The organism is Natronorubrum thiooxidans, from assembly GCF_900156475.1.
In the GTDB taxonomy this organism is placed as follows: Archaea; Halobacteriota; Halobacteria; order Halobacteriales; family Natrialbaceae; genus Natronorubrum; species Natronorubrum thiooxidans.
Genome location: NZ_FTNR01000005.1, coordinates 53,841 through 68,369 on the forward strand (window position 1 = coordinate 53,841; position 14,529 = coordinate 68,369).

Sequence of the window (14,529 nt, forward strand, 5' to 3'; positions counted from 1 at the left end):
TCAATACATATAGTGTCCGAGCTGGGGCGAGATTACATATATAATGGATAGGCAGATGCCCATCGTTCGCATCTGAACGAACGAAATGCCCGGAACAACGCTCGATTATCACAACGATTCGATCAGTCTCTCCGTTATCGAAGCGCTCGCTGCGGAAACAGGGACCGACCCGACCGAGCTCGAGCCGCTGTATCATGCTATCGATCCTGAAGCACTCGATCAGCTTTTTCAAGCGGAGACAACTGCAAACGCGAACGTCACGTTCGCATACGGCAGTCACACGGTCGAAGTTCGTGGTGACGGGACCATCATCGTCGACGAGACGGTCCATGAACGGTCATAAGCGCCGAGAACGCACCACAGTTCGGGCACCGGTTTTCGATCGACCCGACCAACATCCTGGCGTAACACACCTGACGAACGCGGAGGTGTTCCAATGACTGGCCCATCGATGACGCCGCTTCGCGCTGCGCCAGCATCGGCCGCCAATCAACTCACAGTACTGGCCATCGTCAGCGACCGCCAGTGGAGAGACCAACTCGAAGCGGGTCTCGATGACGACGACTTCGACGTCCGTACGACGGCGTCGAGTACGCCCCGCTCGACGTGTCTCGATGGGGTCGACTGTCTCGTCAGCGAGTACCCAATGGCAACCGACGACCTCCTCGAGCGAGTCAAAGAACGGATCCCCGACCTTCCGGTCGTCTTCCTCGTCGACGAGTCCATCGCGTCGACAACAGTCATCGAAACAGTCCGGGCCCACCAGTGGATCGACTACGTGAGACAGCAGGAATCGGACCCACCGGTCGAACACCTCAGCCACCGTATCCACACCCTCATCAAGCGTCGACGACTCGAGGCGCTGTCCCGGCGTTCGCTGGCTAGCGTCGAACTCGCCAGCGACGCGATCGCAATCGCTGCACCCAACGACGACCTCGAGTTTACGAACCGCTCGTTTGCGGTGCAGTTTGGCACCGATCGGGACGACCTTCCCGGAACGCCGTGGCAGGCGCTGTTTACCGACGAAAGTGTCGAGCGCCTCGAGACGGCGGCGATTCCAACCGTCGCGGACGGCTGGCGCTGGACTGGAAGCTGTATCGGCTGTCGAACATCGGGCGAGACCTTTCCCGTCAAAGTTCGACTTGGCGGCCTCGAGGACGGGAGTCTAGTGTTCGCGGTCGACACGCCCTAACGGCGAGACAAAAAATCGAACCGTGACATCAAATCGCGTTGACGCTTATGTGCCGTGGTCCCAGGACCCCATGTACTCGCGCTGGGTCTCCGTGAGCGAGTCGAACGCGACGCCTTCTGCTGCGAGTTTGATCTCCGCGATCTCCTTGTCCAGTTCGTCGGGGACGTCGTGGACGCCTGCGTCGTACTCGTCACCGTTGTCAACTAGTTCACGCACACAGGCCGCCTGCACGCCGAAGCTCTGGTCCATTACCTCGACGGGGTGGCCAAGCGAGACCGGCGCGGCGAGGTTGACGAGTCGACCCTCTGCGATGACGTTGAGTCGGCGGCCGTCCTCGAGTTCGTAGGCTTCGACGCCGTCACGGGCTTCGTAGCGGTCGACTGTGAGGTCGTCGAGTGCCTCGAGGTCGATCTCGATATCGAAGTGGCCGGCGTTCGCGAGCAACACACCGTCTTGCATCTTCTCGAAGTGCTCTTCGACGATGACGTCGCGGTTGCCCGTCGTCGTCAGGAAGACGTCGCCGACTTCGGCCGCTTCCGACATGGGCATCACGTCGTAGCCTTCCATGTGGGCCTCAAGGGCGCGTCGTGGCTCGACTTCGGTGACGATGACGTTCGCGTTCTGGCCGGATGCTTTCTTCGCGACGCCTTTACCACAGTAGCCGTAGCCCGAGACGACGACGTTCTTGCTGGCCCACGAGAGGTTCGTGGTCATGGCGATCGAGGCCAGCGAGGACTCGCCGGTCCCGTGGACGTTGTCGAACAGCCGCTTCATCGGCGTGTCGTTGACCGCGAAGACGGGATAGTCAAGCGCCCCGTCGTCGTCCATCGCGCGCAGTCGGTGGACACCCGTCGTCGTCTCCTCGGCCCCGCCGATGATGCCCTCGATCAGTTCGGGGTAGTCCTCGTGGATCGCCGCGACGAGGTCCATCCCATCGTCGACAGTGATCGTCGGCTCGTGGGCGATGACAGCCTCGATCGCCTCGTAGTACTCCTCGTCGTCGACGCCGCGTTTGGCGTAGCTGGTAATGTTCTCGTGGGTGTCGAGCGCCGCGCTGACGTCGTCGTGGGTCGACAGCGGGTTACAGCCGGTAACGGCAACCTCCGCGCCACCCTCCGCGAGCGTCTCGACGAGAATTGCCGTCTTCGCCTCGACGTGCATCGCCATCGCGATGCGTTCGCCCGCGAAGGGCTGGTCGGCGACGAACTCCTCGCGGACGTGTTCGAGGATGGGCATATGCTGGGCGGCCCAGTCCATCTTCCGACGACCCTCCTCCTGTGCGGATTCGAGCTCCGCCAACTGATCGCTGATCGGCGGATACGCAGATTCGGTCATACATCGACTGAGGGATAGCGGAGGCAAAACGCTACCGAACCAGCGACGACGCGACTCGAGGGCGGACTCGACGATGCAAGCGATACCGCGGCTCGCATCCATCAGCCCGTGTTCAAGCCCTCGAGCGGCGAAAAACAGTGGTTTCGAATCGCTTCAGTTCGACCGTCTCGACCGATCGCGTCCGCGTCAGTGCGACGGTCGACCGTCGGACAGCGGCGATGGGATCGTGCCTCTGACGTTCCGGAGACGAACCATCGACCGCTGTTCGCGAGTCCAGTCGTTAGTTCGGACCAGCGTGTTCCGGCGGTCCACCGCCGTTACCCGATCTGGTGTCATCGTCGCTATCTTCGTCGTCTGCGTCTTCAGCGTCGTCGGCGTCTTCAGCGTCGTCTGCATCTTCAGCATCGTCGGCATCTTCAGCGTCGTCTGCGCCGTCGTCCTCACCTGGTGGGCCACCAGCGTGCGCCGGCGGGCCCTGGTTGTCTTTCTTTTCGTCACCGTCGCTCGGTGGGCCGGCGTGGCTCGGCGGCCCCGCGTGGTCGGGTGCGTTACCCGGGTTGTGCTCGAGGACGAAGTTCGCCACCGAGAGCCCGAACGGGCCGTCAGTGTCGTCCTTGTTCTCCTCGACGAACTGGCTGACGAGCGCGCCGAACGTCTCCGGTTCGGCGTCCTCATCGCCGGCTGGGTCGAGCGTCGTCGTCTCCGTGGCGGTCTCGCCGTCGACGGTCGTCTCGAGCGAGACGTCGACGCTTTCGTTGCCCGTCGGGGCCTCGAGTGAGACGGTCCCGTTGTCGTCCGTCGTGTACGTTCCGTTGCCCGCGTAGGAGACGTTTTCGTCGACGGTCGAGACGGACACGCTCGTGTTCTCGACGCCGTCGCCGTCCATCGTGACCGTGGCGAGGTACTCGTCACCGTCGGCCGTGACGGTGATCGAGAGGCCCGTGTCCTCTTCAGTGGAGTTCTCCTCCGTGGAATTTTCTTCCGTGGAATCTTCCTCAGTCGAGTCCTCCTCCGTGGAATCTTCCTCAGTCGAATCTTCATCGAGATCCTCGTCCGTGATCGAGGTGGTCGGTTCCTCTGCAGTCGCGCTTGCCGCGGCCATACCCGGCAGCGCGAACACCGACAGCAACATGACGGCGGCCAGTGCCACCGCGAACAGTGTTCGTCTATGCATTTCACTCGAGACATTCAGGAGATTGTGAATAAACCCACCCGGCAGTTCGCTAGGGTTTCGACTCACTGAAACGTATCACAAACCGTTTTAAGTGTTTATAACCGCCTCTGAGCGTTCGGTTTTCGTTTACACGCTCGAACGGAAGGTGACTCATAGGGATTCTCGTAGCTATTCAGAGATTTGCGGCACGGAGACCGAGCCACGGAAACTGCACAGCTGGATAGAGACAACCGGCTGGCTGCGAGAATCCCTATCAGTCGTCGGCGCGAGCGATCAGTGCCTCGGCTTCCTCAGTGGCACGCGCTCGCACAGCATCCTCGTCGAGGGTCAGGACCTCCCGGTCGCGCATGAGCACCTGTCCGTCACAGACGGTGTGGCGGACGTCCGACGCCGCGGCGGCGTAGGCGAGGTGGCTGACAAGGTCGTGCTGTGGGGTCAGATGGGGTTGCTCGAGGTCGATCACGGCGAAATCAGCAGGGGCACCCACCTCGAGGCGGCCGGTGTCGAGGCCGATGGCGTCGGCGCTGCCCTGTGTTACCATCTTCACGACGGCCTCGGCGGGCACCGCGCTCGCGTCGTCGGCAGCGAGTTTGCCGAGCATGGCCGCGTCGCGGGCCTCGTCCAGCATCGAGAGATCGTTGTTCGAGGCCGCACCGTCGGTACCCAACCCGACCGTGACGCCCGCCTCGAGCATCCGCTGGACGGGGGCCATCCCACTGGCCAGTTTCATGTTTGAGGCCGGACAGTGGATCACGCTCGTGCCGGCCTCCGCGAGCAGGCCGATCTCGCTTTCGTCTACGTGGACACCGTGGGCGAAGAAGTCCTCGGACTCGAGCATCCCCTTCTCGGCCGCGTAGGCGAGCGGGCGCACGCCGTGGTTCTCGACGATCGGCGTCACCTCGTCCTCGGTCTCGTTTGCGTGGTAGTGGACCGGGACGTCGAGGTCGCGGGCCTTCGGGACGTACTCCGAGAGGTACTGGCCATCGACGGTCGTCAACGAGTGGGGCATGAACGCGGACGTGATCCGGCCGTCGGCCATGCCGTCGACCTCTGCGGCGACCTCGAGGCCTTCCTGGGCGTCCTCGTGGACCGCTTCTTCGTCTTTCCCGACGGAGATCACGCCGTGGCCGAGTCGGGCACGCAGCCCCGCCTCCGCGACCACATCAGCGATCGTCGGCACGAAGAAGTACATGTCCGCGAACGACGTCGTCCCGGATTTAATCATCTCGAGGACACCGAGTTCGGTACCAGCACGGATGGAGTCGGCCGTCAGTTCGGCCTCGACGGGCCAGATATCCTCCTGCAGCCACGCGTCGAGGGGCTTGTCGTCGGCATGACCACGGAGCAACGTCATAGCGACGTGACAGTGGCCGTTGACAAAGCCGGGCGTGACGAGTGAGCCCTCAGCGTCGAGGGTGTCGTCAGCCTCTCCAGCGAGCTCGTCGCCGAACTCGAGGATCTCGCCGCCGTCCTGATCGACCAGTACGTCCGCACGCGTCACCGTCAGATCGGGCAACAGCACTTGCCCGCCGGTGATCGCCAGTGTCGTCATTGGCCGATGGTTCTCGTTGGACGGCGTTTATACTGTCGATCCCGGCGCTCACCGGAGCTGAACGGCATCGACCGTCGCCATCCCTTTTCGCTCGAGCGCCAGAAAAATCAGCGATAGTGGAGGTCCTCGTCGACAGAGCCGCGCCGAATACAGGGCGTGTCTCTCGTCGACGCTTCTAATTCACCAGCGCAGGAGTGTTAGAATAATCGCCTATGGAACGTTTTTCATCGTCTGAATGGTACGCACAGTCATGGCTTCAGAAACAGCGGGTTCCACAGCAGAGAAAACAGCCTCTGTAAAAGGCCTTACACTGTCGGGAGCGGGAGCGCTTGTGCTTTCATTGGCCGTCAACTGGGTTATCGTGTTCGGGGCGAACACTGGTGGTATCGCCCCAGAATTAGACGCGCTAACGTACGGTCCGGTAACGCTGTTTACGGCTCTCGGGGTCGTCGGTGCAACGGTAACTTACGGTGTTCTGACGCGAATCGCCACCAACCCTGATCGGCTGTTCGTCATCGTCGCAGCGATCGTTCTCCTCCTCTCGCTGATTCCCGATTTCACAGTGATCCCCGATCAACCCGGTGGGAGCCTCGTAGCCGGCACCATCCTCGGCGTGATGCACGTCACGACGGCGGTCATCTGTGTTGGCGTGCTCACACGCTGAAACTGCCGCTGATTGCGGAACGTGGAGCGACGGCCGCGTCACGACCGACCCGCATACCTATTTTACCGGCGGCCGCTACCATCTATCAGCGCGCATCGAAATCAAACTGATCATCCGTAGTGGGTCTAAGGGGTTACATAATACGATGAACGAACGCGGAGCCGACCGAGAGGGGCGGCGCGAGACGGGCACCGAGCACCACACCGAAGACGACCGCGGCGAGTCACAATCGGAGTATCCGACGGTCGATCCCGGCACCGACACCGAGGAAACGCCCTCGAGTCCGGGGCCGGGTCCGGACACCGGAGGCGACGCGGAACCGCCGGAACCGCCCGATTCGGCGACGATCCGCCGCTGGACCGGCCTGACGGCCGCGCTCGCAGTGATCGCGTTCGTCACCGCGGCTACGATCCTCGCCGCCCACGCTGCAACGCGGGCGGCTGCCGGGGCGGCCGTCCTCGGACTCGGTCTGGGGGCGATCGCAGTCGTTGGTCGAACGACGCCCACCGTATTCGGGATGCTCGACGACGCGTGGGCCGAACACCGACCGTACGTCTGGTTCTCGGCCGGGGTGTTCGCCGTCGGCGGCGTTATCGGGGTACTGCTCTATGCGGCCGGAATCGATCTGACCGACCTGTTCCTCGAGATGATCATGGAGGAGTTCGGGGAGGACGACCTGCCCGGCGAGGGCGGCCTCGAGCTCTCGGCGTCGTTTTTCATCATGAACAACACGCCACCGTTTCTGGCGGCGATCGCCGGCGCGATCACCCTCGGTGCCGTGACGCTCTTGATCATGGTGTTCAACGGCGTTCTCGTCGGCAATATCGTCGCCGCAATGGGTGCCCAAACCGGCCTCGGCGTGATTTTCGCCTTGCTCGTCCCCCACGGGATCTTCGAACTCCCGGCGCTGTTCGTCGCCGCCGGCGTGGGATTCCGGTTTGTCCACCGGATCGGCCAGCGGATCGCCGGCTCGAGGGCATCGCTGGTTACGAAACGGTATCTCGCGCAAACGGCCGCGCTGGTCGGCTTCGCGTGGTTGCTGCTCGTTCTCGCCGCGTTCGTCGAGGCCTACGTGACCGGCCTCCTCGCGGACGCGCTGGTTGCGGTCTGATCGCCCGAACGCGGCGAGCGACCTTCTGTCGCGTTATCGGCGGAGCCACTCGAGCGGTTTCAGGACCGCCAGTCGGTAGTCTTCGTGGGGGTCGTACGTCGCAAAGGAGAGGCTGTTTGTCATCACGCTCACGCTCGAGAAGGCCATCGCTAGCCCGGCGAGGGCGGGATTCAGGAGGCCGAGCGACGCGATCGGGATGAGTGTGGCGTTGTAGACGAGTGCCCAGAAGAGGTTCTGGCGCACTTTCGCGATCGTCGCCTCGGAGATGCGAACGGCCTTGAGCACGTCCGCGGGGTCGTCACGCATCAGCGTCACGTCGGCGCTCTCGATGGCGACGTCAGTGCCCGATCCGATGGCGACGCCGACCTGTGCGGTCGTCAGCGCAGGGGCGTCGTTGACGCCGTCGCCGACCATCATCACACGAGAGCCGTCCGCCTGGAGGTCCTCGATGTGGTCGGCTTTGTCCTCCGGGAGCACTTCCGCGCGCACGTTGTCGGGGTCGATCCCCACCTGTTTGGCGACCGCATGGGCCGTCCGCTCGTTGTCGCCGGTGAGCATCACGACCGTCGTTCCCCGCTCGCGCAGCGCGGCGACGGTTTCCGTAGCGCTCTCGCGGACCTCGTCGGCGACCGCGAGCACGCCCAGCAGGTCTCCGTCCACTGCAACGGGCATCGCCGTCTTCCCCTCGCGCTCGAGGCGCATCAGCGTCTCCTCGGCGGGGTCGGTGTCGATCCCCTCGTCCTCGAGGAGCTTTCGGCGGCCGATCAGGACGGTGCCGCGGTCGGTCTCGGCGCGAATGCCGTGGCCGGGGACGTTCTCGAACTCGCTGACCTCGCCGACCGTGACGCCGCGCTCGTTGGCACCGTCGACGATCGCCCGTGCGATCGGGTGTTCGGAGCCGGATTCGGCCGACGCGGCCGCGCCTAAGACGTACGACTCGAGGGGTTCCTCGCGTTCGGTGAGCACACCGCCATCCGGCGCGGGATCGGGTCCGCCACCGTCAGTTGCCGTCCGTTCGCCAACAAGTTCGACGTCGGTCAGCGTCATCTCGCCGTGAGTCAGCGTCCCCGTCTTGTCGAAGACGATCGTGTCAATCCCGCGAACCTGCTCGAGCACGTCACCGCCTTTGAACAGGACGCCGTTAGTCGCGCTCAGTGTCGAGCCGACCATCGTCGCGGCCGGCGTCGCGAGCCCCAGCGCACAGGGACAGGCGATCAACAGCGCGGAGGCGAGCACGATCACCGAGAACTCGAGAACGGGAACGCCCGCACCGCCGACGGCGGCGACTTCGGGCCCGCCGCTGACGGGGCCCCACAGCGGCAGCCAGTCGACGAACGCGGCCAGTTGTTCGGGAAAGAGCGACCAGAGCATCGCCCAGACGACGGCGTTGACGATGACTGCGGGGACGAAGTAGGCGCTGACCGTATCCACCAGCCGCTGGATCTCGGGCTGGCGGGACTGGGCCTCCTTGACCCGGTTGACGATCTGCTGGATCGCCGTCTCGGAGCCGACTTTCGTCGCTTCGATGAGGAGGACGCCGTTCTCGTTGATCGTCGAGCCGACGACCTCGTCGCCTTCGCCTTTTTCGACCGGCACCGACTCGCCGGTCAGCATCGACTCGTCGACCGCGCTCTGGCCGTCGACGACCACGCCGTCCGTCGGAATCTTCTCGCCCGGCCGGACCTTCAGTACGTCGCCGACCGTGACGTCCTCGAGCGGCACCTGCCGCTCTTCTCCATCTTCAACGACGGTCGCCTCGTCGGCCTCCATCTCGAGCAGTTCCCGCAGGGCGCTGCCCGCACGGGCTTTCGAGCGGACCTCGAGCCAGTTGCCCAGCGTAATGAACCAGAGGATGAAGGCGACAGCCTCGAAGTAGAGGCCAGCACCGGCGATGGTTCCAAGCAGGACGGCCGTACTGTAGACGTAGCCCGTCGAGGTCCCCATCGCGACCAGCGTGTCCATGTTGGCCCGACGGTTGTTGGCAAACGCCCGGTACGCACCAACGAGGAACTCCCGGCCAAGCGTGGCCATCAGGATCGTCGCGAGGACGAACTCGAGGGATTCGATCAGCCACATCTCAACGCCGAGGACCTCGTGAAGCGGCGGCGTGAACCCGAGCATCGCGAGCATGATCGGGACGAACGGCAGCGTAAGCACGCCGCCGCCGATTACCAGCCAGCGCTGGCGGCGCAGTTCCGTCTCGACGGCGCGTTCGCGCTGGCTCTCCCCTTGCGTGTCGTCGGCGTCGTCGCGAACCGGTTCGTAGCCGGCGTCCTCGATGGCGTCGTGGATCGCCGCCAGCGAGACGTCAGCCGGATTGTACTCGACGGTCGCTTCGTCGGTGGCGAAGTTCACGTCCGCTCGGACGACTCCCGGCAGGTCGGTGGCCGCGTCGGCGACCGCCTGCGAACAGGTCGAACACGACATCCCCATGACGGAGATCGTCCTCGTTTCCGAGGCGGCCTCGTAGCCCGCGTCCTCGATCGCGTCATAGATCGCCGACAGCGAGACGACGTCGGGGTCGTACGCGACCGTTCCCTCGTCGGTCGCGTAGTTCGCACTAACCGATTCGACACCCTCGAGTTCACTGACTGCATCCTCGACGGACCCCGAACACGTCGAGCAGGACATGCCAGTGATCTCGAAATGCGCTCGTCTCGTACTCATAGGAGGAGATAGGAACTACACGTTCAAGCCGATTTGGGATTGTAAACAGTTATTATTTCAAAATTAGAGTTTTGAATAGAAAGTGAGTGGGCGAAATTAGTTTTGTTGAAACGTCAGCTCACGTCACCGGCTGATCAACGTCACTCCTCGTCGTCCGAGCGGAGCCACCAGAGAACAGCAGCCAACACGAGGACGACACCTGCCACTTTGAGGAGTGTGACGAGCGTCCGCGAGTCGTCTGACGCCGTTTCCGTGTCGGGTTCGGCTTCGCTCACGGCCGTCTCGTCCTCGCGTTCGGTGGTTTCCGCGTCAGTCTCGTCTTCGGCCGTCGCCGCGTCTGTCGACTGTATGCTTGCCATGTACGTTCGTTACACTCGTCAGGAATATAAGGAATGTGGATGGTTCATGCTCGCTGTAACTCGAACTGATTCGAGACAGCGCCGAGTGCACAGCGATGGGGAGTTACGACCCCACAGCGTCGGGACACCCGAGTATTATGAGTGTCGTGAACAGGTAGCACAATACGTGTCGACGGAGTGCTGAATGAAAAGACAGTTGCCCTCTCGTCACTAACGACCTGACAATGCGAATCGCCGTTCCCAACAAGGGCCGCCTGCACGAGCCGACGATCGACCTCTTAGAGCGGGCGGGGCTCCATCTCGAGAACGGTGCCGACCGGAAACTCTACGCCGACACCGTCGACCCCGACGTCTCCGTGCTCTTTGCCCGCGCAGCGGACATCCCGGAGTACGTCGCCGACGGCGCGGCCGATCTCGGGATCACCGGCTACGATCAGGTCTGTGAGGCCCGCGTCGACAACGTCGAAGAGTTGCTCGACCTCGAGTTCGGGCGCTGTCGACTCGTTCTTGCCGCGCCGGAAGACGGCGAGTTGGAGACTGTCGCGGACATGGCCGGCAAAACCGTCGCCACGGAGTTCCCGAACATCACCTCGAACTTCTTCGCCGACGCCGGTATCGACCCCGACATCGTCGAGGTTACTGGGGCGACGGAGCTAACGCCCCACGTCGAGATGGCCGATGCCATCGTCGATATCACGAGCACAGGGACGACACTCAAAATGAACCGACTGGCCGTCGTCGACGAGGTCCTCTCGAGTTCCGTGCGCCTGTTCGGGCGCGACGACGTCCTCGAGAACCCGAAAGTCGAGGAGGTCCGGACTGCGCTGGCGTCGGTCAAGCAGGCGGAGGGGAAACGCTACCTGATGATGAACGTGCCGACGGCGAAACTCGACGCCGTTCGCGACGTTATCCCCGGCCTTGGCGGGCCGACGGTGATGAACATCGCCGGCGAGGATGGCGAGGTGGGCGACGAGAAGGTGGCCGTCCACGCCGTTGTCAACGAAGGTGACGTCTTCGAGACGATCACCGAGGTCAAAAAGGCCGGCGCGAGCGACATTCTGGTGACCGAAATCGAGCGACTAGTCGAGTAACCTCGACCGACGATTACTCGAGCAGCGATTCAAACGCCGAAAGCGTCGCCCCGGGGGTCACGAGCCCGTAGGCCTGATCGTACGACAGGATACGGTAGTTTTCGAGCAGCGGAAGGTGTGTCTGACACAGCGAGACATGGATCCGCTGGCGGAGATCGAGCAACGGCGTCACAGCCGCCGCGTCGTGTTCGACGTCGGCGATCCGTGCAACCAGCGTCCGGACCTCGAGTGGCTCATCCGCGGTGAGCAGATAGCGAAGCACCTCGCGGCGACGATCGTTGTCGAGCACCCGACGGGCCGCCACGCGTGGGATGGAGTCCTCGAACTGGAGCGCCGTCTCGAGCGCCTCGCCGCTGTCAGGCCCACGGCGATCCAGGGCGGTCGTCAGTCGGTCTGTGTGGATCGTCATCGATAGCTGAAACTCAGCAACAAGGGCAGATAAACGAGCGCAGTCGTTCGGCTCGCTCAGCCCCAATTCAGCCCAGTATGAACCGTTCGAACGGGCGTAAACGATTGCAAACCCGACCAAAGAAACGAGCATCTGGATAAACCGTCCTGTCCGTTACGACTGGCGATGGCGAGAAACGACCGCTCGAAAAGGGGCGATTACTCGAGTAAGCCGAGGTCTTCGAGTCGGGAGACGATCTTGTCGACGGCGTGTTCGGCGTCCTTTGGTTTTTTGCCGCCGGTAATAACGAGTTTCCCGGACCCAAACAGCAGGGCGACGACTTCGGGATCGTCGAGTCGGTAGACCAACCCGGGGAACTGTTCGGGTTCGTACTCGATGTTCTCGAGACCGAGCCCGATCGCGATCGCGTTCAGGTTGAGGTTCCGGCCGAGGTCGGCGCTGGTGACGATGTTCTGGACGACGATCTCGGGATCCTCGTTGACCTGGATCTGGAGTTCACGAAGCTTGTCGAAGACGATTCGCAGACTCTCGTGGACGTCGTCGGTGCTTTTCGCGCCGGTACAGACGATCTTTCCCGATCGGAAGATCAGGGCGGCGGATTTGGGGTTCTGGGTACGGTAGACGAGACCGGGGAACTGCTCGGGGTCGTAGTCGGCCCCTTCGAGGTCCATGGCGACACTCTGGAGGTCGAGTTCCTGTCCGATGCCGGTCGACGCCACCACGTTTTCGATGTTGATGGTGTCCTTCGGGTCGGTCATAATCGCTTAAAAAGATGTATTTAAGGTTTATAAAGGTTAGTGCCGCCACCTGATATATCCGGTATATATGTCGGCAGGGGGTATCAGTTACAGTCCGATTCCGGGATGTACAGCGGTTGACAGACCGGTTCACGAGTCGTTCGAGAGAAACGGTAGGCTCATGGCCAGTCCGCGGTGACACGTAGCCGTGTACGTACTTGAGCTTGGCGGCGAGGACGATGCGTTTGCGGCCCGCGAAGCAGCCAGCGGGGCGGCTGACGTCCGTCGAATTGCCCCCGGGCTCGCCGTTGCGACCGCCATCGACCCCGATCGAATCCGTGGACTGGCCTACACGCATCGCGCAAGTACCCTGCTCGGCCGCACCGACGCCGATCTCGCGAGTGCTCGAGCGCTCCTCGAGACGGCCCCGATCGACCGCGAGGGAACCGTTGCAGTCCGTGCAACCGACGTCCACGGCTCGAGCGGCGTCAGCACCGAACAGGCGGAGCGTGAACTCGGCCAGATCCTGGTGAATCGAGGGTTCGCGGTCGACCTCGATGAGCCGGATCATCTGCTTCGGGCGACGTTCTCCGAGGGCGTCATCGAGACGGACGGGAGCCTCGAGGCGGATGCAGCGACGGGCGACCTGTTCGAGGCCGCGGCGACCGACGGTGAACAGTCACCCAGTGAGTCGGTGTCGGTCTGTACGCTCGGCTGGCTCGCAGCTGAGAGCGTCCGAGACTTCGGAACGCGCGCACCGACGGATAAACCGTTCTTCCAACCCGGGAGCATGGACCCGCTGCTCGCCCGCGCCGTCGTAAACATCGCCGGTGCTCGTCCCGGGGCGACGATCCTCGATCCCATGTGTGGCACCGGCGGCGTGCTCGTCGAGGCCGGCCTCGTCGGTGCGGACGTGATCGGTACCGACGCGCAGGCCAAAATGACCGCAGGCGCGTGCCAAAATCTCAGACACTTTCTCGAGTCCGACGAGTCCGCCCCGACCGGCGTCGCTCGCGGCTCGTGGCACGTCGGCCGCGGCGACGGCACCCGACTCCCACTGGTCGACGACGCCGTCGACGGGGTCGTCTTCGACGCACCCTACGGCCGCCAGTCGAAGATCGAAACCCACCGCCTCGAGGACCTCGTCTCGGGTGCCCTCGCCGAAGCACACCGAGTCGCCCCGCGGGCAGTCGTCGTCGCCGACCGCTCGTGGGCGAGCGAGGCCCGAAAGGCCGGCTGGGAACTCGAGGCCGCGTTCGAACGCCGGGTTCACCGATCGCTGACGCGATACGTGCTCGTGCTCGAGCGACGGTCCGTCTGAGACGCGCTATTTTTCGAGGTAGACCATTGGCGTCTCCGCAACGAGAAACGACTCGTCGTCGGTCGCGTCGACGGCCTGCCAGTAATCCCGTGGTTCGGACCCACAGCACTCACGAATGTCCGCTGTCGAGAGAACGTTCTCGCCGGCGAGGACGAGGTCGAACGCCTCGCGCCGTCGGCCCTCGAGCCACTGATCGAACCGGGCCGGACACTCGGGATCGGGGTAGTTTATGACGAGGTAGCCGCCGTCTGCGACGTGGTCGTAGAGGTCGGCGACAGCTTCGGCGGTGTCGGGGACAAAAAACAGCGTCGCTGCGGAGTAGACCAGGTCGAAGCGCTCGTCGGTCCCGAGATCCGGCAGCGCGTCGACGGCGAACGTGAGGTTCTCGAGGCCGCGTTCGGCCGCGCGTTCGCGGTTGTCGGCGACGACCTGCTCGGAGAGATCGATCCCGTGGAATTCGGTGTCGGGATAGCGACTCGCGAGGGCAAAGAGGACGCCGCCGGGCCCACAGCCGACCGACGCGATACGGTCGAACGGCCCGAAGCGCTCGAGAAAGCGCTCGAGGTAGTCGACCATCGCCTCGCCCCGGAGGTAGATACAGCGGTCGTAGTCGGCGTTGCGGTAGAACTCGTCCCAGTCCATGTCGTCTTGACACACAGGACACGAACTTAACAGGTTCGAGTGGCGTGTCCACACGGACCGCAACGTTTTTGCACCGACCGCCAGTTCCACGAACCATGGCACCCGAATCCCACGTCAGTGCCGGTATCGACGACCAGTCAGACCGTCCACAGTCGGGATTCGGTTTCTTTTTCGCCCGGTGATCCGGGCCGGTGGAGCCGCGCTCGCCCACGCCGGGCGGGCGCGTCGAAACCGACCGCGCCGTCGACAGCGCTCGAGGCCAGACTCGAGCCGAG

General features: G+C 63.5%; 14 protein-coding genes. 6 read left to right on the forward strand and 8 right to left on the reverse strand.

Going from position 1 to position 14,529, the window contains the following annotated elements; all coding sequences use genetic code 11:
• The first annotated feature begins 85 nt into the window (after positions 1-85).
• Positions 86-343 carry a HalOD1 output domain-containing protein gene (locus BW940_RS08395; protein WP_076608758.1) on the forward strand — a complete coding sequence of 86 codons (258 nt, stop codon included), beginning with the start codon at positions 86-88 and terminating at the stop codon, positions 341-343.
• A 93-nt stretch (positions 344-436) separates the two neighbouring features.
• Positions 437-1,192: a PAS domain-containing protein gene (locus BW940_RS08400; protein ID WP_076608759.1), complete on the forward strand. Its 756-nt coding sequence runs from the start codon at positions 437-439 to the stop codon at positions 1,190-1,192.
• A gap of 45 nt (positions 1,193-1,237) precedes the next feature.
• On the opposite strand, the gene BW940_RS08405 is transcribed toward BW940_RS08400, so the two are convergent.
• The 3 genes from BW940_RS08405 to BW940_RS08415 all read right to left on the reverse strand — a co-directional run bounded on the left by BW940_RS08405 (position 1,238) and on the right by BW940_RS08415 (position 5,253).
• Complete coding sequence (locus BW940_RS08405) at positions 1,238-2,527, reverse strand: adenosylhomocysteinase (protein WP_076608760.1); 1,290 nt, start codon at positions 2,525-2,527, stop codon at positions 1,238-1,240.
• 280 nt (positions 2,528-2,807) lie between these two features.
• Positions 2,808-3,701: a hypothetical protein gene (locus BW940_RS21475; RefSeq protein ID WP_076608761.1), complete on the reverse strand. Its 894-nt coding sequence runs from the start codon at positions 3,699-3,701 to the stop codon at positions 2,808-2,810.
• Positions 3,702-3,954: 253 nt separating this feature from the next.
• Positions 3,955-5,253 (reverse strand): amidohydrolase, encoded by a 1,299-nt coding sequence (locus tag BW940_RS08415; protein ID WP_076608762.1) that lies wholly within the window; start codon positions 5,251-5,253, stop codon positions 3,955-3,957.
• A gap of 250 nt (positions 5,254-5,503) precedes the next feature.
• Between BW940_RS08415 and BW940_RS08420 the strand changes: the two genes are divergently transcribed.
• Both BW940_RS08420 and BW940_RS08425 read left to right on the forward strand, forming a co-directional pair.
• Positions 5,504-5,917: a DUF6069 family protein gene (locus BW940_RS08420; protein WP_076608763.1), complete on the forward strand. Its 414-nt coding sequence runs from the start codon at positions 5,504-5,506 to the stop codon at positions 5,915-5,917.
• 145 nt (positions 5,918-6,062) lie between these two features.
• Complete coding sequence (locus BW940_RS08425) at positions 6,063-7,028, forward strand: stage II sporulation protein M (protein ID WP_076608764.1); 966 nt, start codon at positions 6,063-6,065, stop codon at positions 7,026-7,028.
• Positions 7,029-7,061: 33 nt separating this feature from the next.
• Here the strand turns inward: BW940_RS08425 and BW940_RS08430 are convergent, their stop codons facing one another.
• Both BW940_RS08430 and BW940_RS08435 read right to left on the reverse strand, forming a co-directional pair.
• A complete protein-coding gene (locus BW940_RS08430) occupies positions 7,062-9,695 on the reverse strand; it encodes a heavy metal translocating P-type ATPase (RefSeq protein WP_076608765.1) in 2,634 nt (877 codons plus the stop codon).
• Between the two features lie 140 nt (positions 9,696-9,835).
• The gene (locus BW940_RS08435) at positions 9,836-10,054 is read right to left on the reverse strand and encodes a hypothetical protein (protein ID WP_076608766.1); all 219 of its coding nucleotides are present in this window, start codon (positions 10,052-10,054) and stop codon (positions 9,836-9,838) included.
• 224 nt (positions 10,055-10,278) lie between these two features.
• Between BW940_RS08435 and hisG the strand changes: the two genes are divergently transcribed.
• Positions 10,279-11,145: an ATP phosphoribosyltransferase gene (gene hisG, locus BW940_RS08440; RefSeq protein ID WP_076608767.1), complete on the forward strand. Its 867-nt coding sequence runs from the start codon at positions 10,279-10,281 to the stop codon at positions 11,143-11,145.
• 13 nt (positions 11,146-11,158) lie between these two features.
• On the opposite strand, the gene BW940_RS08445 is transcribed toward hisG, so the two are convergent.
• On the reverse strand, positions 11,159-11,554 hold the full coding sequence (locus tag BW940_RS08445; RefSeq protein WP_076608768.1) for a DUF7344 domain-containing protein: 396 nt from the start codon (positions 11,552-11,554) through the stop codon (positions 11,159-11,161).
• A gap of 197 nt (positions 11,555-11,751) precedes the next feature.
• On the reverse strand, positions 11,752-12,312 hold the full coding sequence (locus BW940_RS08450) for a TATA-box-binding protein (protein ID WP_008161254.1): 561 nt from the start codon (positions 12,310-12,312) through the stop codon (positions 11,752-11,754).
• A gap of 187 nt (positions 12,313-12,499) precedes the next feature.
• Between BW940_RS08450 and BW940_RS08455 the strand changes: the two genes are divergently transcribed.
• Positions 12,500-13,612: an RNA methyltransferase gene (locus tag BW940_RS08455; RefSeq protein ID WP_076608769.1), complete on the forward strand. Its 1,113-nt coding sequence runs from the start codon at positions 12,500-12,502 to the stop codon at positions 13,610-13,612.
• A gap of 6 nt (positions 13,613-13,618) precedes the next feature.
• On the opposite strand, the gene BW940_RS08460 is transcribed toward BW940_RS08455, so the two are convergent.
• Positions 13,619-14,254 (reverse strand): class I SAM-dependent methyltransferase, encoded by a 636-nt coding sequence (locus BW940_RS08460; RefSeq protein WP_076608770.1) that lies wholly within the window; start codon positions 14,252-14,254, stop codon positions 13,619-13,621.
• Positions 14,255-14,529 lie beyond the last annotated feature (275 nt).

What these genes read in the sequence shown, in the direction of transcription:
- BW940_RS08415 (WP_076608762.1), bottom strand. Translation starts at nt 5,253, where the DNA reads ATGACGACACTGGCGATCACCGGCGGGCAAGTGCTGTTGCCCGATCTG.
- hisG (WP_076608767.1), top strand. Translation starts at nt 10,279, where the DNA reads ATGCGAATCGCCGTTCCCAACAAGGGCCGCCTGCACGAGCCGACGATC.
- BW940_RS08430 (WP_076608765.1), bottom strand. Translation starts at nt 9,695, where the DNA reads ATGAGTACGAGACGAGCGCATTTCGAGATCACTGGCATGTCCTGCTCG.
- BW940_RS08450 (WP_008161254.1), bottom strand. Translation starts at nt 12,312, where the DNA reads ATGACCGACCCGAAGGACACCATCAACATCGAAAACGTGGTGGCGTCG.
- BW940_RS08400 (WP_076608759.1), top strand. Translation starts at nt 437, where the DNA reads ATGACTGGCCCATCGATGACGCCGCTTCGCGCTGCGCCAGCATCGGCC.
- BW940_RS08460 (WP_076608770.1), bottom strand. Translation starts at nt 14,254, where the DNA reads ATGGACTGGGACGAGTTCTACCGCAACGCCGACTACGACCGCTGTATC.
- BW940_RS08405 (WP_076608760.1), bottom strand. Translation starts at nt 2,527, where the DNA reads ATGACCGAATCTGCGTATCCGCCGATCAGCGATCAGTTGGCGGAGCTC.
- BW940_RS08435 (WP_076608766.1), bottom strand. Translation starts at nt 10,054, where the DNA reads ATGGCAAGCATACAGTCGACAGACGCGGCGACGGCCGAAGACGAGACT.
- BW940_RS21475 (WP_076608761.1), bottom strand. Translation starts at nt 3,701, where the DNA reads ATGCATAGACGAACACTGTTCGCGGTGGCACTGGCCGCCGTCATGTTG.
- BW940_RS08425 (WP_076608764.1), top strand. Translation starts at nt 6,063, where the DNA reads ATGAACGAACGCGGAGCCGACCGAGAGGGGCGGCGCGAGACGGGCACC.
- BW940_RS08445 (WP_076608768.1), bottom strand. Translation starts at nt 11,554, where the DNA reads ATGACGATCCACACAGACCGACTGACGACCGCCCTGGATCGCCGTGGG.
- BW940_RS08395 (WP_076608758.1), top strand. Translation starts at nt 86, where the DNA reads ATGCCCGGAACAACGCTCGATTATCACAACGATTCGATCAGTCTCTCC.
- BW940_RS08420 (WP_076608763.1), top strand. Translation starts at nt 5,504, where the DNA reads ATGGCTTCAGAAACAGCGGGTTCCACAGCAGAGAAAACAGCCTCTGTA.